Source organism: Polaromonas sp. P1_F4, from assembly GCF_056405675.1.
In genome coordinates, this window is record NZ_JBFUBP010000003.1 from 420,323 (window position 1) to 443,144 (window position 22,822).

At 60.8% G+C, this 22,822-nt stretch carries 19 protein-coding genes; 9 read left to right on the forward strand and 10 right to left on the reverse strand.

The window, feature by feature from the left end; translation table 11 throughout:
• Positions 1-119: 119 nt before the first annotated feature.
• Positions 120-878: an RlmE family RNA methyltransferase gene (locus AC1DYQ_RS09585; RefSeq protein ID WP_477686592.1), complete on the reverse strand. Its 759-nt coding sequence runs from the start codon at positions 876-878 to the stop codon at positions 120-122.
• A 42-nt stretch (positions 879-920) separates the two neighbouring features.
• Here AC1DYQ_RS09585 and AC1DYQ_RS09590 point away from each other — a divergent pair, with 42 nt between their 5' ends.
• The 3 genes from AC1DYQ_RS09590 (at position 921) to AC1DYQ_RS09600 (ending at position 4,302) form a co-directional block, all read left to right on the forward strand.
• The gene (locus AC1DYQ_RS09590) at positions 921-1,397 is read left to right on the forward strand and encodes a YhbY family RNA-binding protein (RefSeq protein WP_477649259.1); all 477 of its coding nucleotides are present in this window, start codon (positions 921-923) and stop codon (positions 1,395-1,397) included.
• Positions 1,398-1,514: 117 nt separating this feature from the next.
• Positions 1,515-3,584 (forward strand): M3 family metallopeptidase, encoded by a 2,070-nt coding sequence (locus AC1DYQ_RS09595; RefSeq protein WP_477686593.1) that lies wholly within the window; start codon positions 1,515-1,517, stop codon positions 3,582-3,584.
• A 52-nt stretch (positions 3,585-3,636) separates the two neighbouring features.
• Entirely contained in the window at positions 3,637-4,302 is a 666-nt protein-coding gene (locus AC1DYQ_RS09600; protein ID WP_477686594.1) for a glutaredoxin family protein, read from the forward strand.
• Between the two features lie 70 nt (positions 4,303-4,372).
• On the opposite strand, the gene rpiA is transcribed toward AC1DYQ_RS09600, so the two are convergent.
• Positions 4,373-5,056, reverse strand: a complete 684-nt coding sequence (gene rpiA, locus AC1DYQ_RS09605; protein ID WP_477686595.1) for a ribose-5-phosphate isomerase RpiA — start codon at positions 5,054-5,056, stop codon at positions 4,373-4,375.
• 121 nt (positions 5,057-5,177) lie between these two features.
• On the opposite strand from rpiA, the gene AC1DYQ_RS09610 reads away from it, so the two are divergent.
• A complete protein-coding gene (locus AC1DYQ_RS09610) occupies positions 5,178-6,245 on the forward strand; it encodes a quinone-dependent dihydroorotate dehydrogenase (protein ID WP_477686596.1) in 1,068 nt (355 codons plus the stop codon).
• A 47-nt stretch (positions 6,246-6,292) separates the two neighbouring features.
• Positions 6,293-6,703: a hypothetical protein gene (locus AC1DYQ_RS09615; protein WP_477686597.1), complete on the forward strand. Its 411-nt coding sequence runs from the start codon at positions 6,293-6,295 to the stop codon at positions 6,701-6,703.
• 80 nt (positions 6,704-6,783) lie between these two features.
• Here AC1DYQ_RS09615 and xth read toward each other — a convergent pair whose 3' ends face one another.
• Both xth and AC1DYQ_RS09625 read right to left on the reverse strand, forming a co-directional pair.
• Positions 6,784-7,635 (reverse strand): exodeoxyribonuclease III, encoded by an 852-nt coding sequence (xth, locus tag AC1DYQ_RS09620; protein WP_477686598.1) that lies wholly within the window; start codon positions 7,633-7,635, stop codon positions 6,784-6,786.
• 32 nt (positions 7,636-7,667) lie between these two features.
• The gene (locus AC1DYQ_RS09625) at positions 7,668-7,916 is read right to left on the reverse strand and encodes a hypothetical protein (protein ID WP_477670955.1); all 249 of its coding nucleotides are present in this window, start codon (positions 7,914-7,916) and stop codon (positions 7,668-7,670) included.
• A 509-nt stretch (positions 7,917-8,425) separates the two neighbouring features.
• Here AC1DYQ_RS09625 and AC1DYQ_RS09630 point away from each other — a divergent pair.
• The gene (locus AC1DYQ_RS09630; protein WP_477686599.1) at positions 8,426-10,540 is read left to right on the forward strand and encodes an oxidoreductase; all 2,115 of its coding nucleotides are present in this window, start codon (positions 8,426-8,428) and stop codon (positions 10,538-10,540) included.
• 13 nt (positions 10,541-10,553) lie between these two features.
• Here the strand turns inward: AC1DYQ_RS09630 and AC1DYQ_RS09635 are convergent, their stop codons facing one another.
• Together AC1DYQ_RS09635 and AC1DYQ_RS09640 are read right to left on the reverse strand one after the other, a co-directional pair.
• Complete coding sequence (locus AC1DYQ_RS09635; protein WP_477686629.1) at positions 10,554-11,327, reverse strand: AAA family ATPase; 774 nt, start codon at positions 11,325-11,327, stop codon at positions 10,554-10,556.
• Positions 11,328-11,529: 202 nt separating this feature from the next.
• Positions 11,530-17,619 carry a calcium-binding protein gene (locus AC1DYQ_RS09640; protein ID WP_477686600.1) on the reverse strand — a complete coding sequence of 2,030 codons (6,090 nt, stop codon included), beginning with the start codon at positions 17,617-17,619 and terminating at the stop codon, positions 11,530-11,532.
• Positions 17,620-18,641: 1,022 nt separating this feature from the next.
• Here AC1DYQ_RS09640 and AC1DYQ_RS09645 point away from each other — a divergent pair.
• Positions 18,642-18,878, forward strand: coding sequence for a hypothetical protein (locus tag AC1DYQ_RS09645; RefSeq protein WP_477686601.1), 237 nt, complete (start codon positions 18,642-18,644; stop codon positions 18,876-18,878).
• A 128-nt stretch (positions 18,879-19,006) separates the two neighbouring features.
• Here the strand turns inward: AC1DYQ_RS09645 and AC1DYQ_RS09650 are convergent, their stop codons facing one another.
• Positions 19,007-19,948 (reverse strand): LysR family transcriptional regulator, encoded by a 942-nt coding sequence (locus AC1DYQ_RS09650; protein WP_477686602.1) that lies wholly within the window; start codon positions 19,946-19,948, stop codon positions 19,007-19,009.
• A gap of 150 nt (positions 19,949-20,098) precedes the next feature.
• Between AC1DYQ_RS09650 and AC1DYQ_RS09655 the strand changes: the two genes are divergently transcribed.
• The gene (locus AC1DYQ_RS09655; RefSeq protein WP_477649267.1) at positions 20,099-20,503 is read left to right on the forward strand and encodes a RidA family protein; all 405 of its coding nucleotides are present in this window, start codon (positions 20,099-20,101) and stop codon (positions 20,501-20,503) included.
• A gap of 8 nt (positions 20,504-20,511) precedes the next feature.
• Here AC1DYQ_RS09655 and AC1DYQ_RS09660 read toward each other — a convergent pair whose 3' ends face one another.
• A complete protein-coding gene (locus AC1DYQ_RS09660) occupies positions 20,512-20,721 on the reverse strand; it encodes a DUF3820 family protein (protein ID WP_477649268.1) in 210 nt (69 codons plus the stop codon).
• An 8-nt stretch (positions 20,722-20,729) separates the two neighbouring features.
• Positions 20,730-21,089, reverse strand: coding sequence for a translation initiation factor Sui1 (locus tag AC1DYQ_RS09665; RefSeq protein WP_477686603.1), 360 nt, complete (start codon positions 21,087-21,089; stop codon positions 20,730-20,732).
• A gap of 276 nt (positions 21,090-21,365) precedes the next feature.
• Here AC1DYQ_RS09665 and AC1DYQ_RS09670 point away from each other — a divergent pair, with 276 nt between their 5' ends.
• Positions 21,366-22,136, forward strand: coding sequence for a PDDEXK family nuclease (locus AC1DYQ_RS09670; protein ID WP_477686604.1), 771 nt, complete (start codon positions 21,366-21,368; stop codon positions 22,134-22,136).
• Between the two features lie 25 nt (positions 22,137-22,161).
• On the opposite strand, the gene AC1DYQ_RS09675 is transcribed toward AC1DYQ_RS09670, so the two are convergent.
• The gene (locus AC1DYQ_RS09675; protein ID WP_477686605.1) at positions 22,162-22,812 is read right to left on the reverse strand and encodes an FHA domain-containing protein; all 651 of its coding nucleotides are present in this window, start codon (positions 22,810-22,812) and stop codon (positions 22,162-22,164) included.
• Positions 22,813-22,822: the final 10 nt, after the last annotated feature.

Sequence of the window (22,822 nt, forward strand, 5' to 3'; positions counted from 1 at the left end):
GTATAAGAACAAAAGTCACATGCGCCTGATTTTAGGCGTTTCAAGGGCAAAAACCGCGTAATCCCCTGCCAGCCCCTGGATTGAAGCGGGTTTAGGTGATTTTTGCCACCGTATCGCACTCATTGTGCAGCTTCGGCACGCCTCTTAAGCCCCCGGCCAATCAGGAAAATCTCGGACGATCCCGGTCGCGATGCCTTGGGTTTGAGGGGCTTCACCGTCTTGAAGGTGTCCTTGAAAAGCTTCACGAGCTGATCGTATCCGCTGCCGTGAAAAAGCTTCACCACCAGCGTGCCGTCCGGTTTCATCCGGTTCTGGGCAAAGTCCACGGCCAGCTCTATGAGGTGGGCAATCCGGGCCGCATCGGCCGATTCAATACCCGACAGGTTGGGCGCCATGTCCGAAATCACAAGATCGACCCGGATCTGCCCTTCGGACGAGGCCAGCGCCTGCTCCAGCTTCTGCAGCACCTCCGCCTCGCGGAAGTCGCCCTGGATAAAAGTCACCCCCTCGATCGGCTCCATGGGTAGCAGGTCCAGCCCGATGATGCGGCCATTGAGCTCCCCCGCCGCCGCGCCTGTGGGCGACAGCTTGCGCCTCACGTACTGGCTCCATGCCCCGGGCGTGCTACCGAGGTCGACCACACAGTCGCCCGGCCGGATCAGGCCGAAGGTTTCGTCAATTTCCTTCAATTTGTAAGCAGCCCGGGCACGGTAGCCCTCTTTCTGGGCCAATTTGACATAGGGGTCGTTGATGTGGTCATGCAACCACGCCTTGTTGACCTTTTTCCCTTTCGCGCTGGCTTTCGATACGGCTTTGGCAGCGGCCTTCGCGTCGGTCTGGGTGCCGGGTTTGAAGTCGGTCTTGGCATTTACTTTCATGGGGTCTATTGTCCTCTTCCCGACTCCCCCGATAATTGGGTCATGGCTCAAATACAACTTACCCCCGCCCAGCGCAAGGATCACCGCGCCGATGCCCATCACCTGAACGCAGTGGTGATGATCGGCTCCGATGGCCTGACCGCTGCCGTCAAGAAAGAAACCGACGCGGCCCTGAACGCGCACGGCCTCATCAAGGTGCGGGTTCAATCAGACGACCGCACCGGCCGCGAAGCGATTTTCCAGGCCCTGGCAGATGAACTCAACGCCGCCCCCATCCAGCACATCGGCAAGCTGCTGGTGCTGTGGCGCCCCATGCCGGAAAAGGAAAAGAAGGTCAATGAAGACCGCATGCCCGGCCCCCGTGATGTCAAGGTACTGAAAAACAGCTCCCGCTACGGCCAGCGCCCCGAAGTCAAAACCCTGCGCGTGCTCGGCAACCAGCGCCTCACGCCCGGCGGCACGGTCAAGCGCGCCAAAAAGCCCCAGCTGAAAAGCGCCAAGAAGAGTGCACAGGGCTGAATTTCCCGCCCGCAAGGTACGGGGTAATTGCCCCGATAGTGCCCTGACAGACACATTCTTCCTGGTCCGGTAGCCCCAGGCCTTTAGATTCGAGACTTTCGCCCACAGCTGTACGTCATGACCAATCCCCTTCTCGATTTTTCCGACCTTCCCCTGTTTGACCGGATTCAGCCCGAACATGTGGCGCCAGCCCTCGACGAGCTGCTGGCCAGGGCCGAAAGCGCCCTTGAGCAGGTCACGGCAGCGGATTTTCCGGCCTCCTGGAGCAGCATCGCCGGCGTGCTGGACGTAGCCACCGAGAACCTGGGCCGCGCCTGGGGTGCCGTCAGCCACCTCAATGGCGTGGCCGACACGCCCGAGCTGCGCGCAGCCTACAACGCCGCCCTGCCGCGCGTGACCGAGTTCTGGACCCGCCTGGGCGCCGATGAGCGCCTTTACGCCAAGTACAAAGCCATCGACGTGGCCACCCTGAACACCGAGCAGCGTCAGGCGCACAAAAATGCCATCCGCAACTTTGTGCTGTCGGGCGCGGAACTGAAGGGCGCAGACCGCGACCGTTTTGCCGAGATCCAGGAACGCCAGGCCGAGCTGAGCCAGAAATTCAGCGAAAACGCACTGGACGCCACCGACGCTTTTGCCTACTACGCCACGGAAGCCGAAGTCGCCGGCATTCCCGCCGATGTGCTCCAGAACGCACGCAGCCAGGCCGAAACCGAAGGCAAGGCCGGCTACCGCCTCAGCCTGAAAATGCCGAGCTACCTGCCGGTCATGCAGTTCGCCACCAGCAGCAAACTGCGGGAGACCCTCTACAAGGCCTACACCACCCGTGCCAGCGACCAGGCTGCACCCGAATTCAGCAAATTCGACAACAGCGCCATCATGAAAGAAATCCTTGCGCTGCGCCTCGAAGAGGCAAAGCTGCTGGGCTACAGTAATTTCGGCGAGGTATCCGTGGTCGCCAAGATGGCCAAATCCCCCGACGAGGTCATCACGTTTTTGCGTGACCTTGCCCGGCGCGCCCGACCCTATGCAGAAAAAGACGTCGCAGACCTGCGCGCCTTTGCCACCAGCCAGCTGGGCCTGCCTGACCCGCAAGCCTGGGACTACGCCTACATCGGCGAAAAACTCAAGGAAGCGCGCTACGCTTTCAGTGAACAGGAAGTTAAACAGTACTTCACCGCCCCCAAGGTGCTGGCAGGCCTCTTCAGGATCGTGGAAACCCTGTTTGAGGTCGCCATCCGCAAGGACTCGGCACCCGTGTGGAAGCCCGGCGTGGAGTTTTTCCGTATCGAACGTAACGGCCAGCTGGTGGGCCAGTTCTATCTGGACCAGCCCGCCCGCACCGGTAAACGCGGCGGTGCCTGGATGGACGATGTGCGCGCCCGCTGGCTACGCCCCGACAACGGCCAGCTGCAAACCCCGGTGGCTCACCTCGTCTGCAACTTCGCCGAAGGCGTGGGCGGCAAGCCAGCCCTGCTCACGCACGACGACGTGACCACGCTGTTCCATGAGTTCGGCCACGGGCTGCACCACATGCTCACCCAGGTCAACGAACGGGACGTTTCCGGCATCAGCGGTGTCGAGTGGGACGCTGTCGAGCTGCCCAGCCAGTTCATGGAAAACTTTTGCTGGGAGTGGAACGTGCTCAAGCACATGACCGCCCACGTGGATACCGGCGGCGCCCTGCCGCGCGAGCTGTTTGACAAGATGCTGGCCGCCAAAAACTTCCAGAGCGGCATGCAGACGCTGCGCCAGGTCGAGTTTTCACTGTTCGACATGCTGCTGCACACCTCTCACAACCCGGCCGGCGACCTGATGGATCTCCTGAACGAGGTGCGCCGGGAAGTCGCCGTGATTGCCGCCCCGGCCTACAGCCGTACTGCGCATACATTCAGTCACATTTTTTCCGGTGGTTATGCGGCCGGGTATTACAGCTACAAATGGGCCGAAGTCCTGTCTGCCGACGCTTATGCCGCGTTTGAAGAGTCCGCCCATCCTGCAGCCGATCCGGGTACAAACACTGACGCCGGCACAGGATCGGGTACCGTTAATGTAGAAACCGGCCGAAAATACCGCCAAGCCATCCTGGAAGCAGGGGGCAGCCGCCCGGCCATGGAATCATTCAAGGCCTTCCGGGGCCGAGAGCCAACGCTGGATGCGCTGATGCGCCACCAGGGTATGGCTTGAAACACCTGAGCCAAGCCACTTCAATTCAATTTCAAGACTGACTGGGGAAACCATGAAATCAAAAGCTGTTAGGTCCTTCTCTCCCAACGCTCTGCTGGCCATGCTGCTGCTTGGCGGAAGCCTTATTTCTATGGCGCTGCCGTCGCACGCGCAGCAGGTCTACCGCATCGTGGGGCCTGACGGCAAGGTGACCTTCTCGGACCAGCCACCGCCCGCGGCAAGCGCCGGCAAGATCAGCGCAGGCACCCCAGGTGCAGGCAGCGGAGCATCCTCAGGTCTTCCTTTCGAATTGCGGCAGGTCGCCGGTAAATTCCCAGTCACGCTATATACAGGCGACAAATGTGTTCCCTGTGGTTCCGCTCGTGCCATGCTGATGAGCCGTGGTATTCCGTTCAGCGAAAAAACCGTCAACACCAATGAGGACATTGATGCCCTGCAACGGCTCAGTGGCGATGCGTCCCTGCCCTTCGCAACCATCGGAAGCCAGCAGCTCAAGGGGTTTTCAGACGCAGAGTGGACGCAATTCCTGAACGCTGCAGGCTATCCGGCCACTTCCACATTGCCTCCCAGCTATCGGAACCCTGCGGCTACACCCTTGGTTGTGGTGAACAAACCGGCCGCAGCGGCCACCCCTGCCGCAGCTGCGGCGCCCCGTCCGCCGGCTACCCCAGCCGCACCCCCGCCAAGCGTCAGCAACCCTGCCGGCATCAAGTTCTAAGTATCCAGGCAGGTTCTGAAATGCAAAACGCCGGGCTGTGCCCGGCGTTTTGCTTCCAGCAGCTGGATGCCTAGAACACCAGCGTCTTCACCCCGCCCGGCGCACCTAGCAGACAGACATGCGCCTTCTGGTGGGCAAACACCCCCACCGTCACCACGCCCGGCCACTGATTGACCTGCGATTCAAAACCCAGCGGATCGGCGATCTTCAGGCCGGTCACGTCCAGGATGTGCTGGCCGTTGTCGGTCACCAGCGGCTTGCCGTCCTTGAGCCGCAGGTTGGCTGTGCCGCCCATGGCCGCAAACTGCCGCGCAATACGCCTGACCGCCATCGGAATCACCTCAACCGGCAGCGGAAAGTTGCCCAGCACCTGCACCAGCTTGGACTCGTCGGCAATGCAGACAAACTTGCGCGACTGGGCCGCCACGATCTTTTCACGCGTCAGCGCCGCACCGCCGCCCTTGACCATATAACCCGCGTTGTCGATCTCGTCGGCACCGTCGATGTACACCGCCAGCTCGTCCACCTCCGTCGCATCAAACACCTTGATGCCCAGCGCCTGCAGGCGTTCCGTCGAGGCGACTGAACTCGACACCGCACCGGCAATGCGCCCCTTCATGGTGGCCAGCGCGTCAATGAATTTGTTCACGGTCGAGCCGGTGCCGACCCCCACAATGCTGCCTTCCTCGACATAGTGCAGGGCCGCCTGGCCGACCAGGGTTTTGAGTTCGTCTTGGGTAATGGCTTGGGTCATGGAAGTATTGAAGAATGTTTGGGGGTTCGGGCCGGGGCGAAACGGGTTTTGCGACAATCAGGCCTCATGCCCGGCCTGCCCGGGTGGTTCATCGCCTCATCGCCAACAGCCGAATTATCCAATGTCCCTGCTCCCCTACGCCCTGGCCCGTCCCTTTTTATTTGGGCTTGACCCCGAAACCGCCCACGAGCTGACCATGGCTTCGCTGGCGCGCACCCAGGGCACACCGCTGTCGCTGGCGTATTGCGGCAACCGGGTCAGCGACCCGATCGAGCTGGCCGGCCTGAAATTCGCCAACCGTGTGGGTTTGGCCGCGGGGCTCGATAAAAATGCCCGCTGCATCGACGGCCTGGCCGCCATGGGCTTCGGCTTTGTCGAAGTGGGCACCGTCACCCCTCTGGGTCAGCCCGGCAACCCCAAACCGCGCATGTTCCGCCTGACCGAAGCCAACGCACTCATCAACCGCCTGGGCTTTAACAATGAAGGGTTGGCCGCTTTTCTGGCCAATGTGCAGCGCTCCAGCGTGCGCAAGCAAGGCGCGCAAAACACCCTGCTGCTGGGCCTGAACATCGGCAAAAACGCCGCCACGCCAATTGAAAACGCAGTGGACGACTACCTGACCTGCCTGGACGGCGTCTACCCGCACGCGGACTACGTCACCGTCAACATCTCCAGCCCCAACACCAAAAATCTGCGCGCCCTGCAAAGCGACGAAGCCCTGGACGCCCTGCTCGGCCGCATCGCCGAACGCCGCGAAACCCTGGCCAACCAACATGGCAAGCGCGTGCCGATTTTTGTGAAGATCGCGCCCGATCTTGATGAAGCCCAGGTCGACGTGATTGCTGCCACGCTCAAGCGCCACCCCATGGACGGCGTCGTCGCCACCAACACCACGCTGAGCCGCGACGCGGTGAAAGGCATGCGCCATGCCGAAGAAGCCGGCGGCCTGAGCGGCGCCCCAGTGCTGCAAGCCAGCAACCGCGTCATCGGCCAGCTGCGCGCAGCGCTTGGAAAAGGCTTTCCCATCATCGGCGTGGGCGGCGTCATGAGCGGTGCGGACGCCGTCTCCAAGATCAAGGCCGGCGCCGATGTCGTCCAGATTTACACCGGCCTCATCTACAAAGGCCCTGAACTGGTCACCCAGGCCGCGCTTGCGATCAAAAGAGCCGCTAGCAATAGGAATGAATGAATGTGTTCTCCGTCCAGCGTGTATAAACGCAAGAGGAGGATTCAAAAATGAAAAGCATCGTGGTTCTGCTGGTTCTGGGGGCACTCGGGTATTTCATCTACAACAAATATGAGCGCGGTGGAATCAGTACCTCAACGGAGGGGTACAGCCTCAGAATGGTTGCAGAAAAACCAGTGCCAAAGGACGTATTCTTTGCTCTCTTTACTCAAGAAGCATTGAGCAAGTGTGCCGACGCCCGAGGCAACTACAACCTGTCACCGTCAGAATGCCAAGAGAAAATCAGTGCGAAGGCGCGTGTCTGCACAACAGACGCCATCAAGAATGCACCTAAAGAGATAGACAGTCCTCAACTCGTCAAGAGCCTTGGACGACCCTATCTGGAGTGCGTCACGCCGTATTTTCACTGCAACGGGGTGGAAGTGAAAAGTGAAGGTGAAGCACGCCATAAGTGCCAGTGACATCTGGCACCGAGGCACACGAATTCATCCGTTTAACTGCGGCTTGACGCCACCGGTATCCCACCGTTGAAGCTTCTTCGTCACCGTTTGCGCGGCACCGCTGCCGCTCGCGGCCTGGCCACTTTGGCTGTCTTCTTCGTCGCGCCCACAGCTTTACGCGCCGCCCCCAGCTCCACCCACACCGGCGCATGGTCGCTGGCATGCTCCTGTCCGCGCACCCAGCTGTCTACCCCGGCGGCCTTCAGGCGCGGCGCCAGTTCAGCGTTCAGCAGGATGTGGTCAATGCGCAAGCCCGCGTTGCGCTGCCAATGCTGGCGAAAATAATCCCAGAAGGTGTAGATGCGTTCGTCCGGGTGCAAATGCCGCAGACTGTCCACCCAGCCCTGGGCCAGCAGCTTTTCATAGGCCGCCCGGCTTTCGGGCTGCAACAAGGCGTCCTTGCGCCAGGACTTGGGGTTGTAGATATCAAAGTCGGTTGGCACCACATTGAAGTCACCGGCCAGCGCAACCGGGTGGCCCGAACCGTAGAGCGCCAGCGCATGCCGGTGCAGCCGCTCAAACCAGGCCAGCTTGTAGTCAAACTTGGGGCCGGGCTGCGGGTTGCCGTTGGGCAGGTACAGGCAAGCCACAATGATTCCGTCTACCGCGGCCTCCAGGTAGCGGCTTTGGTCGTCCGCCGCATCGCCGGGCAGCTCACGGCGTATTTCAACCGGCGCCTCACCTCTGGCCAGAATCGCCACGCCGTTCCATGAACGCTGGCCTTTCCATAAAGCGCTGTAACCCGCTTCCCGCAGGTCGGCCTGGGGAAACACACCGTCCAGCGCTTTTAATTCCTGCAGGCAGACCACGTCGGGCGACTCTTTGGCCAGCCAGTCGAGCAACTGCGGCAACCGCGTCTTGATGCCGTTGACGTTAAAGGTCGCGAGTTTCATCAGACACCCACCAAACCCCGGTCAAACACCGGTTAAACGCCGGGTGAGGGCTTGCCCCGGCCCGGCCCGCGCCGGAAAGCCTCGGCGCCGCCGCTGCCCCCGCCGTCAGGAAAGCTGTGCTGCTTGAGCTTGCCGGCCTTTCCGGGCTTCACCGGGTTTTCAATCAAGGTGCTGGCATCGTTGCCATCCGCTTCATCGTCCGGCTCGCTGTGCGGAGGATGCGGCACCGTCGCGCCTTCGCCGGTTTTGGCGCGTGTCGGGCTGGTGTTGCTTTTTGCCATGGGTGCTCCAGAAATCGAAGCTTCAAAGTACCAGCACAGGCTGCGGGCGGGTGTCGGACAACACCGCAAGGCCGCTGCCCCGATACCCTGGTAGGGCACCAGCAAAGGCGATGCAAAGCGAGCCGGCCAGGCCAGCATGAGCCGCGGAACCGGCTTCGCCGGGCGATCTATCAACCACCCCCGTCCAGGCTCACTGCGTGTAGCCTGTTCCCCCCTCGAGGGGGCGGCGCCTGCGGTCTGGCAAGCCAGTCCCGCGGCCCCTACTGGTGAAATACGCCCACTGGTTACGCCGCTGAACTCTTCATGCAAGCAGGGGCCGCGGAACCGGCTTCGCCGGGCCGCAGGCGCAGCGGCCCCCTTGGGGGGCAGGGAGCTACACGAAGTGAGCAACCGTGGGGGCCTGGGTATCCCCCAAGACCGGGTAGAGCCTGTCCCCTAGAGTACCCGGCGGCCTTTATGGCGCCCCTTGTTACGACTACCATGCAGGCAGTTTTGACAGGAGACCTGCCTTGGCCGCGACCCCCTCTTCGGCGACGACGCCCCCCGCTTCCTTTTCCGCATCCCCCTACCCACATCTGCTCGCCCCGCTCGACCTGGGCTTCACCACGCTGAAAAACCGCGTGCTGATGGGCAGCATGCACACCGGCCTCGAAGATGGCCGCAAACACTTCCCCGCCATGGCTGCCTACTTTGCCGAGCGTGCGCGCGGCGGTGTGGGCCTCATGGTTACCGGCGGCTTCGCACCCAACATCGCCGGCTGGACCAAACCGTTTGCCGGCATGCTCGCCAGCTCCGGCGCGGCGCGGCGCCACAAGCAAGTGACCGACGCCGTGCACGCTGAAGGCGGCAAGATTGCGCTGCAAATTTTGCACACCGGCCGCTACGGCTACCACCCGCTGTGCGTCGCGCCCTCCCGCATCCAGAGCCCGATCTCGCCCTTCACCCCGCGCGAGCTCAGCGCCGGCGGCGTCGAGCGGCAGATTCGCGCCTTCATCCGCTGCGCCATGCTCGCCCGCGATGCCGGCTACGACGGCGTCGAGATCATGGGCAGTGAAGGCTACTTCATCAACCAGTTCCTCGTCACCCACACCAACCAGCGCACCGACGAGTGGGGCGGCAGCTATGGCAACCGCATGCGCGTGGCAGTGGAGATCGTGCGCCGCACGCGCGAAGCCGTCGGCCGCGACTTCATCATCATCTACCGCCTCTCGATGATCGACCTGATTCCCGGCGGCAGCAGCTGGGAAGAAGTCGTGCTGCTGGCCAAAGCCGTCGAAGCCGCCGGCGCCACGCTCATCAACAGCGGCATCGGCTGGCATGAGGCGCGTGTGCCGACAATCGCGACGTCAGTACCACGCGGTGCCTTCACCTGGGTCACCAAAAAGCTGCGAGGCGACCTGCGTGCCGCCGGCCTCACGATTCCCGTCATCACCAGCAACCGCCTGAACATGCCCGAAGTGGCCGAACAGGTGCTGGCCGACGGCAGCGCCGACATGGTCAGCATGGCCCGCCCCTTCCTGGCCGACCCCGAGTTCGTCAACAAGGCCGCACAGGGGCGCCGCGACGAGATCAACACCTGCATCGCCTGCAACCAGGCCTGCCTGGACCACGCCTTCCAGGCCAAGCTGGCAAGCTGCCTGGTCAACCCGCGCGCCGGGCATGAGACCGAACTTGTCATTCGCATCGCCCCCGCCAAAAAACGCGTTGCCGTCATAGGCGCGGGCCCCGCGGGTCTGGCCGCCGCCACCACTTTGGCCCTGCGCGGCCACAGCGTTGACCTGTATGACGCTGCCGACAAAATCGGCGGCCAGTTCAACCTGGCCAAGCGCGTGCCCGGCAAGGAAGAGTTCGAAGAAACCCTGCGCTACTTTGGCCAGCGCATCACCGGCACCGGCGTGAAGCTGCACCTGAACACCCGCGTCTCGGCGGCCGACCTCATTGCGCAAAAGTTTGACGAAGTCGTGCTGGCCACCGGCGTCACGCCGCGCAACCCGCGCATTCCCGGGCAAGACCACCCCGAGGTGCTCAGCTACATCGATGTGCTGCTGGGCCACCAACCCGTGGGCGAGCGCGTCGCGCTCATAGGCGCAGGCGGCATCGGCTTTGACGTCGCCGAATTCCTCGTCACACCCACCGGTCATTCCACCGCACTCGACCTGCCCGCCTGGCTCGCCGAATGGGGTGTGGCCGATCCCGGCGAAGTGCGCGGCGGCGTCGTGCGCCCGCAGGTCACGCCGCCGGCGCGCCATGTCACCCTGCTGCAGCGCAAGCCCGGCAAGCTGGGCGCGGGCCTGGGCAAGACCACCGGCTGGATCCACCGCGCCGCGCTGAAGATGAAAAACGTCGAAATGCTTTCAGGCGTCAACTACGAACGCATTGGTGAAAACGAAGGGGGCTCAGGCCTCAGCCTCTTCATCACCTTCGGCGAAAAGCGGCTGGACGGCACCGTGCTGGAAGTCGACAACATCGTGCTGTGCGCCGGGCAAGAACCCCTGCGTGAACTGCTGGAGCCGCTGCGCGCAGCGGGTGTCAAGACGCATTTGATCGGTGGCGCCGACGAAGCCAGTGAGCTTGATGCCAAACGCGCGATTGATCAGGGGACGCGGCTGGCGGCGATGGTGTGACCCAGGCCCCGCATCACGCAGATGCGTCAGGGTCGTCCTTGCGCTCCAGCAGCAGGCGAAGCATGCGCTCCGGGTTTTGCAAAAAATCGCGCGTAACCCGGTAGTGCTCAGTCTCGGCGTACTGAATGCGCTCCAGGCCGGACTCTGAGCACGCATAAATCCAGGCGTCCGGGTAAGCCATCAGGATGGGCGAATGCGTCGCGATCAAAAACTGCGACCGCTCCAGCACCAGGTCATGCATGCGCGACAACACCGCCAGCTGCCGTTGCGACGACAGGGCCGCTTCCGGCTCGTCAAGGATGTACATCCCTTCCGGGCCGAACCGGTGGTTGAGCAGCGACAGAAATGACTCGCCGTGAGACTGCTCATGCAACGAGCGCGAGCCATAGAAAGTGATCACCGGCGGCCCCATGGAAGGTTCTGCGTCCAGGTTCTCGATCTCCGTCGCCACATTGAAGAAGCTCTCTGCACGCAGAAAAAAGCCGGTCTTCGGCCGCTTGAAGCCTTTGGCAACGCGAATGTATTCGTTCAGCACCGAATGGGAAACGCGCGTACCGAAACGGAAGTTTTTGGTACCGCCTTCCGCGTTAAACCCCAACGAAACCGCAATCGCCTCCAGCAGCGTCGACTTTCCCGAACCGTTCTCGCCCACGAAGAACGTCACCTTCGGGTGCAGGTCAATATGTTCCAGCGTGCGGACGGCCGGCAGATGAAACGGGTAGGCCGCGAAAGACTCCACCTTGTCGCGCACCAGCGTGACGCGGCTGGCAAACTGGCTGGAGATGATCGATGACATGACCGGAGTTTAAGGTGGCGGCGACGCTGGAAAATAGCTGACGAAGACCCGCCCAGTCTGGGGCACTTCCCCGTCAAGCATCAAGCCTGTGGCGAGAATATTTGTTGCCCAAACACAAAGAGAAGCCTGTCGCCATCATCCACCGCGTACGGCGGCTGGGCGACAGTACTCCCTGGATTCAAACAGGCACCTTCTACTGCCAGTTTGCAGCAATGACCGGTGACAAGTTTGTTTGATAGCCGGCCGGCAATGTGGTCTCACCTGCCGCCGGTGGCGAGAACGCCGCCATTGCATCAACCAGGTTTTGCACCTGACTGTCCAGCAAACGTGTCCCGTTGGCCAGCTCAAAGATTTCCACATGGTTGCCGGCGCCCTGGTACCAGTTGGTGACAGCCACTTTATCCGTTGTGCCTATGACAGAGACCTCCAGGTTGAGCCCTACCTGCTGGAACCAGAGCTGGTCGGCAGCAACGCTGGCGTCAAACCTCAAGGTGTCGGCCACACCCGCAGTGGCATCTGTGTCTGTGAGGACGTCGGCGCCGTCACCCCGTGCAAACAGGTAGGTATCAGCGCCTGAGCCACCAAAGAGCTGGTCATTTCCGGTGCCACCCACCAAGGTGTCGTTTCCCCCCAGGCCTCGGAGAATGTCGTTGCCGGCCAACCCATTGAGCGTGTCTGCCGAGGTATTGTTGCCAATCAGACTGTCCGCACCCGTCGTAGCTGTCCCGACGACGCCGCCATTCAACAAAATGGCGTCGATGTCCGCAGGCTTCCACACCGTGCCATCACCGAACGCGATTTCCTCAATGGACCAGGTCGTTACCGAGTTGTTGGCCAGGTAGTTGCCCACCGTCAAAGTGTCGGTCGTCCCGGTGATTCTCAGGACAAGATTGTTCCCACTGCGAGTCACCGTGATGCCTGAGGGCGCAATGCCCGCATCAAATTCAATCCGGTCAATGTTTCCTGCGGTTCCATCATCGTCGTAAATGGTGTCCTGGCCGCCGCCCACTCCGAAGCGATAGATGTCGTTGCCTGTGCCGTTGTAGACACCATTCCAGGTGTCATAGATGCCACCCGCCAGGATGTCGTTGCCCGACCCACCAATCAGGATGTCGTTACCGGCGCCGCCTTGCAAGGTGTCACCATCGGCACCACCGTTGAGTGTGTCGTTGCCGTTGCCTCCACTCAGGGAGTCGCCGCCGGCCTCGCCCAGCAGCGTGTCGTTGCCGTCTTCCCCGCTGAGGGTGTCGGCGCCATTGCCGCCGTACAGCGTGTCGTTGCCGGCCCGGGCGCTGATGGTGTCGTTGCCGTCGTTGCCCACGAGCACATCATCGGTGGTGTAGCCCGTCAGGGTGTCATTACCTGAGCCGCCCGTCAGCGCCATCAGTTTCACATTTGCAACTGACCAGACCGCGTTGACATCATCAGTGAAGCGAATCTCTTCAACGGCCCAACCTCCGGCGCCATCCCCACTGAAATACCCGTTGACCGTGATCTGGTCAGTGGTGCCTTGAATCTTCAGTACCAGGCTGTCGCCCGATCGCGAAACCAGCACGCTGCCAGGCAGGATGCCGGCCTTGAAGATGATCTTGTCGACAACGCCAGCGGTGCCGTCGTTGTCGTAGATCGTGTCCTGGCCATCGCCCAAGCCGAACAGGTAGGTGTCGCTGCCCGCGCCGTTGTAATTGCCGTTCCAGGTGTCGTACACCCCTCCGGCCAGGATGTCATTGCCGGCACCACCCTCCAGGGTGTCATTGCCTGAACCGCCTTGCAAGGTATCAACATCGGCTCCGCCATTGAGCGTGTCGTTGCCGTTACCGCCGCTCAGTGAATCACCACCGGCCTCGCCCAGGAGCACGTCGTTGCCGTCCTCCCCGTTGAGGGTGTCGGCGCCATTACCGCCGTACAGCGTGTCGTTTCCGGCCCGGGCGCTGATGGTGTCATTGCCGTCATTGCCCACGAGCACGTCGTCGGTGGCGTAGCCCGTCAGGGTGTCATTACCGGCCGTACCGACCAGAGCCATCACCTTCACATTGGCAATCGACCAGACCGCATTGACGTCATCAGTGAAGCGAATCTCTTCGACGGCCCATCCTCCACCGCCATCCCCATTGAAATAGCCGCTCACCGATATCTGATCTGTGGTGCCGATGATTTTGAGTACCAGCATGTCACCGGAGCGGGAAACCTGGACATCTCCGGGGAGCACCCCGGCTTTGAAGATGATCTTGTCAATGACGCCAGCAGTGGAGTCGTTGTCGGAGATCGTGTCCTGTCCATCACCTCGCCCGAACAGATAGGTGTCGCTGCCCGTTCCGGTGTAGACGCCATTCCAGGTGTCGTACACGCCGCCGGCCAGAATGTCGTTGCCCGACCCGCCATCCAGGGTGTCGTTCCCGGCACCTCCTTGCAGTGTGTCGACATCGGCACCGCCGTTCAAGGTATCGTTGCCGTTGCCCCCGTTCAGGGAGTCGCCGCCTGCCTCACCCAGAAGCAGGTCGTTGCCGTCTTCTCCGTTAAGCGTGTCCGCGCCATTGCCGCCGTACAGCGTGTCGTTGCCGCCACGCCCGCTCATGGTGTCATTGCCGTCGTTGCCCGCCATCACATCGTCGGTGGCATAGCCAATCAGCGTGTCATTGCCGGCGCCGCCCACCAGAGCCGCCATGTTCTTGACGTTGGCTACAGACCAGACCGCATTGACGTCATCAGTGAAGCGAATCTCTTCGATGGCCCAGCCGCCGGCACCATCCCCATTGAAATAGCCGCTCACCGATATCTGATCGCTGGTGCCGATGATTTTGAGCACCAGCGTGTCGCCAGAACGGGAAACCAGAATGTCCGCAGGAAGCACCCCGGCTTTGAAGATGATCTTGTCAATGACACCTGCGGTCGTGTCGTTGTCGGCGATCGTGTCCTGCCCGTCTCCGCGCCCAAACAGGTAGGTGTCGCTACCAGCGCCGTTGTAGTTGCCGTTCCAGGTGTCATACACCCCGCCGCCCAGCAGGTCATTGCCGGCTCCACCATCCAGGATGTCGTTACCCGACCCGCCCTGCAGTGTGTCGCCATCGGCCCCGCCGCTCAGCGTGTCGTTGCCGTTGCCGCCACTCAGGGAATCACCGCCGGCTTCACCCAAAAGCAGGTCGTCGCCGTCTTCACCGCTGAGGGTGTCAGCGCCATTGCCGCCGTACAACGTGTCGTTGCCTGCCCGGGCGCTGATGGTGTCGTTGCCATCATTGCCCACGATCACGTCATCTGTGCCGTAGCCGACCAGTGCATCGTTGCCGGCACTGCCGACAAGGGCCATTGTCCTGACGTCGGAAACCGTCCATACCGTATTCAGGTCGTCCGCAAAACGGATTTCTTCCACGGCCCAGCCGCCAGTACCATCCCCATTGAAATAACCGTTGACCGTTACCTGGTCACTGGTACCCTGGATCTTCAGAACCAGGCTGTCACCCGAGCGCGAGATCAACACGCTGCCTGGCAAGATGCCAGCCTTGAAGACGATCTTGTCGACGACACCGGCCGTCGTGTCGTTGTCGGCGATCGTGTCCTGGCCGTCGCCCAAGCCAAACAGATAAGTATCACTGCCTGCGCCGTTGTAGTTACCGTTCCAGGTGTCGTACACCCCTCCGCCCAGCAGGTCGTTGCCGGCTCCGCCTTCCAGGATGTCGTCGCCGGCGCCACCTTGCAGCGTATCGTTGTCAGCCCCACCCAACAGGGTGTCAACACCGTTGCCTCCGCTCAGGGAATCAGCACCGGCTTCGCCCAGAATAAGGTCGTTGCCATCTTCCCCGCTCAGTGAATCGCCGCCATTGCCGCCATACAGCGTGTCATTCCCGGCTCGCCCGCTGATGGTGTCGTTGCCGTCGTTGCCCACGATCACGTCATCTGTGGCGTAGCCGGTCAGGGCATCGTTGCCGGCACTACCGACCAGGGCCATATTCTTGACGTCTGTCACTGTCCAAACCGTGTTCAGATCATCGGCAAAGCGAATCTCTTCGATGGCCCAACCGCCCGCACCGTCTCCATTGAAATAGCCGTTGACCGTTACCTGGTCACTGGTGCCCTGGATTGCCAGGATCAGGCTGTCGCCGGAGCGCGAAACCAACACACTGCCCGGCAATATTCCAGTCTTGAAGACGATCTTGTCGACGACGCCAACGGTGGTGTCGTTGTCGACGATCGTGTCCTGACCATCGCCCAGGCCGAACAGGTAGGTGTCGCTGCCCGCACCGTCGTAATTGCCGTTCCAGGTGTCGTATACCCCTCCACCCAACACGTCGTTGCCGGCGCCTCCATCCAGGACGTCGTCACCCGCACCGCCCTGCAAGATGTCCCCGTCGGCGCCACCATTGAGTGTGTCGTTGCCATTGCCGCCGATCAGGGAATCAGCACCGACGCCGCCCTCCAGTACGTCGTTGCCGTTGCCGCCGCTGAGCGAGTCGGCTCCGGCTTCTCCATTCAATACGTCATTGCCATCGTTGCCGGTCACGGTGTCATTGCCGTCCCCGGCATTGATCGTGTCGTTGGTGGCATAACCCTGAAGCGTGTCGTTGTTGATTGTTCCAAGCAGGGCTTGCGCTTTGACGCTGGCAACGTCCCAGACCGTTGCCGGATCGTCGACAAACTGAATCTGCTCGATGGCCCAGCCTCCAGCGCCGTCCCCGCTGAAATAGCCGTTAACCGTTATCTGGTCGCTGGTGCCCTGAATCTTCAGCACCAGGCTGTCGCCCGAGCGGGAGATCAGCACGCTGTCAGGCAGGATGCCTGACTTGAAAACAATCGTGTCGATGGCTCCGGCGGTGGTGTCGTTGTCGGCAATCGTGTCCTGGCCATCGCCCAAACCGAACATATAGGTGTCGCTGCCCGCACCGTTGTAGTTGCCGTTCCAGGTGTCGTACACCCCTCCGGCCAGGAGGTCGTTACCGGCGCCGCCGTCCAGCACGTCGTCACCGAAACCACCTTGCAGCACATCATTTCCTGCGCCGCCGTCCAGCCAATCATTGCCCGTGCCTGCGTTGAAAGCATTTGCGGAGGCATCCCCTAAATAAATGTCAGACCGGCTGCTTCCGCCAGTCGTCAGACTCGAATACACATCCAGAGATGCGAGTTCGGCTCTTAACGGCGAGTCTACGGCCAGGGCGTCAATCCAGCTGCGCAGCAGCGGTATTCCGCTATACCCAATACTGGACAGTGCAGAGGATGCGTAGTGATGGAGATCAACCAGGTCGATCAACGCGTTGCGTTCATTTGCTGTTCTATGATTTGTAAGCACAGTGGTCAGTGCAGTCGTATCAAACGAAAATCCGGGATCGCCGAAAATCAATTCAATGCTGTCGAAGTACGGCTTGAGTCTTGTCTGAACCACCAGTGCGGAATAAACACTTTCCTTGAGCGCGCCATAGGCTTTTTGCAATAGCTCCACCTGCGCTGCCGGCGGACTGACGATGTAGTGGTACACCATATTTCCAGTGTTCGGATCCGTACTGGTGTTGATGGCAAACCCGGCCGGACGTGGGCCACCATTCTCATCACCGTAGAAGCGGCTGCCATTGAACGCTTCCAGCACATAAATCATGTTTTTGTATTCAGCCTCGGTCACGCCTGGCGGCAGGTTGTAAGTAACGTTGGCATTAAGCCCGTACAGCACGCCGTGGGAATAAGTGGAAGTATTGGCCCACAGCGTGACAAGGTTGTCCAGCTGGCTGCGCTGGCCATCACGGGTAGAGGTGGTTGCAAAGGTTTGCAGGGCGTCGGCGAAGTTGCTGTCCAGGCTGGCAGCTGCCCGCATGTTGCGCACCATCCCGGAGCCGTTCATCTGCGGTAATGCCTGGGCCTGCTCGGTGACGGGAACAGGGTTACCGGCTTCGTCCACTACTTCAGGCGGGAATTCGGTAAAAAAGTTGTTGGCTTCGAGATCGATGGCCCCCACGGTGTGGGTATCCCCATTTTGCGTAAAGGTCCCACTCAACGCCACCAGATTATTGTTGATCACCTGCCCCGCCTGCGGCCCCGCGGCACTACCGCTGACGCCGATGCTGGTGATGTTGAGCTCTGTCAGTGTCTTAAGCTCACCGGCCTGACTAATACCATCCTGGTTAGCATCCCGCCAGATTTTCAATTCACCGTAAGCAGCATCTGCGTTGGTGAGAAAGCCGTCGCCATTGCTGTCCAGGTCGCGCAGAGCATCAAACCCGTCAGTCGCAAAAGTATTATTGCTTTTGATGGTGTCTACGCCGAATAGTTCGCGTCCTGTGTCTATTGTGTCGTTGTTATTCAAATCTCGAACCAAAAAACCATCACCGCCTGTAGCCCAACCTGTACCAGTCTTAATGCCATCGGCATTGTGATCAAAGAGCGTGTTGCCGTTAGCGCCGGTAAGCTCAAGACCATCCCCGTCTAAGTCCAGCACTATCGGGTCGACACGTACAACTACTTTTTTTGCACTGTCGTAGTCACGAGAACAAGTCTGATCTACCCCTGAAGCCCGCGGAAAAACTACGTCTTGTACAGCCTTATCGAGAGCCTTTGAAGTTGCCTCGTTCATCCTCGCGCGCTGGGCGTTGTAATCATCAAGCTCATCTTGTTCATATGGGGACACAGTTCTCCCATTCGACGGTCGAGCATAGCCAAACTGATCAAAATCCCACAACGTCGGCGCATTTGCAGTCTCGTGATAAAGAATAAGAGCTCTTGCTCTCCATATCGGATTCTGAGAGATAGCGGCCAARGTAGCGCCAGTAGTGTTCATCAACATCACCTCCATGAAATAACGATTAGCGCAATCGCGCACAAGTCAAAAACAACTCCTAGCCAGTGATTTTTTCGTTTATGAAGCTCATACGCGATCACCCCAGAAAATATGGATAACCCAAAAATCATTGTTGAATTCCAAAAGTATTAAAAGAACTGCGAGGCTTAATCAGCTACCGTCTCCTCAACTCTCGCCACCAGCCCGTCGAACTGGGGTCAAGCAATACACAATCACCCGACACCGCACCTATCTCGAAGTTGCGAATTTATAAGTCGCCCACAAAGACTCGCCCCAAAATCCGATCTGCAACTTAATCTACGCGAATCAAATGACAAAATGACGTGACACCCCTGTCACATATAACAGGGGGGGCCGGGTAAACACTGGCGCCTTGAAAGCGCCTTGAGCAATTTAGTTCTAAGCTACGAAGTACAGAAGCTATCGAGATCAAAAAATCTGTGGTTCGTTGGTTACACATTCAGGCATGCGCATGCAAGCAACTCTCGACGGTGCGCAATGCATCCCGATTCAATTCAAGGAGTTTTCGAATGGCCATTCTTCGCCAAGCCCTGGTTCATATGCGCGCGGGGCGCTGGAACGAAGCGCACAAGCTTGTGCAAAGTGACGAGTCAGAACTGGCCGCCTGGCTGCACGGCATCTTGCATATTCAGGAGGGCGACCTGGGAAATGCGGAGTACTGGTACGGTCAGGCGAATCAGAATTTCCACAGCCGTGGAACAGTCGATGAAGAGCTGGAACGTTTCGAATCGGAGTTACCTGAATAGAGGCCTGCCAGATTAAAGGTGGCCGCTTTTAAATCGAAACCTAACCCACCTGGGCATGCGCCTCGCCGGTTTGAAAGCCGGAGAACCACGGGTGATACCTTGTTTCGGCTACTCATAAATACCCTTGATCACTTCAGATCGGGAGGGTTTCCATCTCGGCCGGCAACAGGCGCATGCTGCGCCATCAGCCCGGCTACCCATTCGATGAACACCCGCAGTTTGGCGCTGACATGCCGGTTCGGCGGAAAGGCCACATACAGGGGCATGGGGTCAAGGCGCCAGCCCTTGAACAGGGGCATCAGTTCGCCGCCAGCCAGGTGCGCCTTCGCCATATAGTCCGGCAGCCAGAGGACTCCCAATCCCGCCAGCCCGGCCGCGAGGTAGGCATTGCCGTCATCGAATGCGAACAGGTGCCGGCCTTGCACCTTGATGCTCTCGCCCTTGCAGTGCATGGCGTACGGAAAAGCCTTGCCGGTGCGCGCCCACAGGAACCCCACGATGCGGTGATGCGTGTCTTCCAGCTCTCGCGGGTGCAACGGTGTGCCCGCGCGCTCAAGATAGGCCGGGGCAGCGTATACCCCCAACTGCAGGTCACCCACCTTGCGGGCCATCAGCGACTGATCGGTTAGCTCGCCGCCGCGCACGACGCAGTCCACGTTGTCGCCGATCAGGTCCACCATACGGTCGCTGACACCCATGTCGAGCTGGATCTCAGGATAGCGCGCATGAAATTCCGGCAATGCCGGCACCAGGATCATGCGGGCCAGCGGGCTGGGTACATCGACCCGCAGCCGCCCCCTGGGCGACGCTGACGCGCTGGACAGGCTGGTCTCGGCATCGTCCACCTCGGCCAGGACGCGCACCACCCGCTCATAGTAGGCAGCGCCATCGGCGGTGACATTGACCTTGCGTGTGGTCCGGTTGAGCAGCTTGACCCGCAGCCGCGCTTCCAGTTGCTGCACCAGCTGCGTCACGCTGGTCTTGCTCATGTGAAGCGTCTCGGCCGCCTTGGTGAAGCTGCCCGCTTCCACCACGCGGGCGAATGCCTGCATTGCATCGAAACGGTCCATCTCTGCTCCAAATGCGGTGACGTTGATGATTGTTTGGATTTTACGAACAGTGATGGTTAGCCYTGCCTGTTTATCCGAAAGGCACGGCCTTTTAAAGTTCTTTCATCGTTAACCACGGGCCGACCATGGCCCTTTATGAAGGAGATTTTTATGACCCAGCGTGAAGTCGTTTTTCCCCCCGGGCGCCAGGCCCTCTATGAACGCAACCGGTATTCACCGGCGGTGAAGTCCAACGGCTTCCTGTTCGTTTCAGGGCAGGTTGGCAGCCGCGAAGACGGATCCCCCGAGCCCGACCTGGAGGCGCAGGTCCGGCTCGCCTTCGACAACCTGAACGCCATCCTCAAGGCCGCAGGCTGCACCTTTGACGACGTGGTCGACGTCACAGTCTTCATGGTGGATCCGGAATCGGTGTTCGAGACAGCCTGGAAAGTGGTGCCCGACTACTGGGGCAACGCACCGCACCCTACGCTGACAGGTGTCGGCGTGACCTGGCTCTATGGCTTTCAGTTTGAGATCAAGGTGATTGCGAAGCTTCCAGAGTCTCGCGGTGATTGACCGACCGACTACCGCCGCAACGGATCCAGCAGCGGCTTCAGCCCGTTGTGGTCGATCTCCTGCATCAGCTGCAACAGGCGGCCGATTTCGCTTTTGGGGAAACCTTCGCGGGCGAACCAGTTGAGGTAGTTGCCGGGCAGGTCGGCGATCAGCGTGCCCTTGTGTTTGCCGAAAGGCATTTCGCGGGTCACCAGCAGCTGGAGGTCTTCGGGTTTCATGCCTAAACCTAACCGCCTGCCCGCTTGGGCGCGTAACCCTGTTTTTGCAGCGCCTGCATGACGGTGTCGCAATGGTCGCCCTGCACTTCAATGATGCCGTCTTTGGCCGTGCCGCCCGAGCCGCAGGCGGCCTTGAGTTGTTTGCCCAGCTGCGCCAGGGCCAATCCATCGAGCGGCAGGCCCTTGATGACGGTGACGGTTTTGCCACCGCGGCCTTTGCTTTCACGCATGACGCGCACCACACCGTCACCCTTGGGTGCGGCCTGCTGCTTGCAGGTGCAGGCAGAGGTGGGCTGGCGGCAGCCGGGGCACATGCGTCCGGCATCGGTGGAATACACAAGGCCGCCGCTGGCAGGGAGTTTCTTCATGGATCAGGAAGGAATCAGGAGGATCAGCAACGTTGGGAAGGCGGGTGCGTGTGAAGCGATTCTGGCCGGCACAGGCCGGATGGTCAGCACGGCCTAATACGAACGTTCACAAATGTTCTGGGCCATATTGCCGAAAAATGAAAAATGTACCTTATAAACACGGCTGGGATTTTCAGCCAGCGCCGCGCAGCCGCTCAGGGTCATACACCCACATCATCAAAACAGGCAGCGCATCGGCCCGGCACATCAACGCAGTACCAGCACCAGGACAGCACCATGACCGGCACCTCTTTTCTGATCGGCTTCTTTATCTTTGTGGGCAGCGTGGCCCTGGGGGCGCTGGGCTATGAACGCTGGCTCTCGCATGTGGTGTCGGCCCGCAAGAAGGTGGCGCGCAACCACGCGCTGCGCCGCAAGCCGCTCACCAGCCGCGACGAGCTCGCGGTGTGGCGCTGGCTGGCAGACATTTTTCCGGACCACCATGTATTGATCAAGGTGCCCTTTACCGGCTTTATTGAACCCAACAGCCGCGGCGGCGACGCGCACTGGCAGGCGCTGCTGAGCACCGTGAGCTTTGCCTGCGCCGTGGCCGACCGCAAGGGCGCTGTGCTCGGCTGCGTCGACGTGCTGGGCCGGGGCGAGCTGGCAGACCGCAAGCATGCTTTCAAGCGCGAGCTGCTGGGCCGCGCCGGCATTCCCTACTGGATTGTGGACAGCCAGCGCCGGCCCGAGGCCACGCTGTTGCGCGAAAAATTCACTGGTGCTGCCGCCACGCAGGCGGCGATCAAAAAGACGCCACGCTCAGCCATGCCCCGCAAACCCGTCACAGCGCTGGAGCAGCGCCGCCTGTCACGCGTGTCCAGCAACGCATCGGACCTGACCCGCACCGGCATGACGCCGCTACATCTGAAGTCCACGCTCAAGCTGAAGGCGCTGGCACGGGCCTTTGCCTGGCGCCTGGCCGGCGAGCCGCCTTCTTACAGGCCACGGAGTTCACGCAGGCCCATGGGCTTTCCCACCACCAGCATCAGCAACTCGACCATCTGAGCGAGCCTGCACGCCCCCGGTCCGCTCAGGCCTCGGCGCTCTTGAGTAAAAACTCCATCTCGGTTCCGGCCAGGTTCAGTATGTCGTGATGGGCCAGCGGAATGGCTTTCACGCCGATGGGTTTGCCGTTGCAGGTCGGCGGCTTCTCGCCGTCCATGTGCGCCACGTAGTAGCCGTCGCGCCGGTGCGATATCGACACCACGGCCACACCGGGCTGGCCGAAGGTAGTGACGGCCTTGACCACCGGCACCTCCAGCCCCGCTGACGAACCCGACAACACCTTCAGGCTCGCGTGCATCGTGCCGCTGGTGCCGGGCAGGCCCAGCGCGTCCAGCGCCATGGCGGTGGTTTGATGTTCGCGCGGAGCCTCTTCTTCGTGCCGCGAGGTGGCCAGGTACTGGATGCGGAAGTTGCCGATATTGATGATGTCGTTGTCGTGCAGCAGCTCACGCGACTTGACCATGTGGCCGTTGAGGTAGGTGCCGTTGGTGCTGCCCAGGTCTTCAAGGTACACGTCCGCAAGGCCTTTCAGCAGGAACACGCAGTGCTCGCCGCTGACCACCAGGTTGTCAAAGATGATGTCGTTGTAGGGCCTGCGGCCCAGCGTGGTGCGGTCGTTCGTCAGGTACACATGCTTGATTTCGACGCCTTCGACCGTTGCAATGAGTTGCGGCATGCAGGACCCT